1 protein-coding gene is annotated in these 1,537 nt (G+C 64.3%); it reads right to left on the reverse strand.

Annotation, left to right across the window (positions count from 1 at the left end):
- Nucleotides 1-38: 38 nt before the first annotated feature.
- The gene (locus tag GWG65_RS40125) at nucleotides 39-1,292 is read right to left on the reverse strand and encodes an IS110 family transposase (protein ID WP_275200908.1); all 1,254 of its coding nucleotides are present in this window, start codon (nucleotides 1,290-1,292) and stop codon (nucleotides 39-41) included.
- Nucleotides 1,293-1,537: the final 245 nt, after the last annotated feature.

Genomic DNA, 1,537 nt, shown 5'->3' on the forward strand with positions numbered 1-1,537 from the left:
ACGAAGGAATGGCCGCCTGGCCGAACAAAGGAATAGGCTCACGCGTTTGCAGAGTTCTTCGTGCTGTTATGGTCCGCGTCGTAAGGGGTCTTTCGCTTGAGCGTCGCGCATAAGGCAAAAAGCAAGCGATCTGCCACGCTGCGCAGAGCACGCGCGTGGCCGTGTCCTCGCCCTCGCAAAGCATCATATCGTCGCCGGCTGGCAGCATCGCGTTGGATGGCGACACGCGACCAGTGGTGGAGCGCGCTCTGCAGCCGCCTGTTACAGGCGAGGCGGCGGACGACGAAGCGCTGCTTGCCGCTTTGCCGCGTCACTGGGGCAGCCCCTGCCAAAGCGCGCAGAGCATGATAATCTCGTCTGCGCAGGGGCTCTGTGGCCTCGGCGAGCAGTGTGGCGAGGTTGATTCTGCCGATTCCTGGCCAGGAGCGAAGGATCGTCACGTCACACTGCCCGCAGCTCTGCCCCGAGGACTTCTCCTCTGCTTCGAGTTCGGCACATAGACGGTCCAGACTCTGATGGGCCTCCTTGATCTGCCGATTGACCAGATGCAGACGCGCCGCAAGGCTGCGGATGTGTGCGCAGGCGGCCTCCGTCGTGCCCGGCGCCACGAACAGCGGGGTCTCACGCAAGATCTTGAGCGCCGCCGCCGCATCGAAACGGCGGATACGATATACACTCAGGACGCGCGCGATGGCCTTCTCGCTGGCCTTGGCCGCCCTGTCCGGGGTCGGCACCTTCTGCCAAAGCGCCAGGAACCATTCGTCGGCGACATCGTCGGTCAACTTGGTGGCTTGGGGATAATAGCGCCACAACTGCTGACGAAGGCGGTTGGCGAGACGAGTGCGCTCCTGCTGCAGTTCGTCGGCCATGCGCGACCACTCGCGCAGTTCGATCATCGTCGGATCGTCGACCACAAGCCGGCGGAAGGCCGCGCGGTCCGTGCGCAGCGAGTCTGCGAGCACATGGGCATCGCGGCGGTCGTCCTTGGCACCAGCTACCGTGAAGCGATCACGGAAGCGGTCGAGCTGCTTGGGATTGATGGCAAACACCGCAAACCCGTGCTCGAGCAACATCTCCACCACCGGGCCGTGCGGCATCTCGATCGCCACGGCGATCTGTCCCGGCGCGGCCTTGGTCTTCTCAAGCAACCAGTCACACAACTCCGTCAGCCCAGCGCCGCCATGGGCGAACTCGCGCCGGGCAACCTGTCTTCCTTCGGCATCCAGCAGGCCAACGCTATGGCTCTGCGTTGCCCAGTCGATCCCGGCGAACCAGTGTACATCTTCGATCATTGTTGGGACCTCCTCGCTCTCCAGGCGGGCCACCGCGATCCTGATCAATCCCTGTACCGGCGCTCTCGGGCGCGACCTCCTACTGGATCTAAATCACGGCCGCTCCGCCGGGGCGCGGTTCCTACGAAGGTGCTCAAGGCACAGGTGGGCAAGGCTGCTCCCGGCAGATCGGCCCGCACGGCCAGTCTACACCGAACGGCCGCCACGAACGCCAGAAGGGTACAGGGTGGGTTAGCGAAGCGTAA

The sequence above is a fragment of the Bradyrhizobium sp. CSA207 genome, from assembly GCF_029051685.1.
GTDB lineage: Bacteria > Pseudomonadota > Alphaproteobacteria > Rhizobiales > Xanthobacteraceae > Bradyrhizobium.

Excerpts from the sequence above, each read along its gene's own strand:
- GWG65_RS40125 (WP_275200908.1), bottom strand. The coding sequence starts at position 1,292 with ATGATCGAAGATGTACACTGGTTCGCCGGGATCGACTGGGCAACGCAG.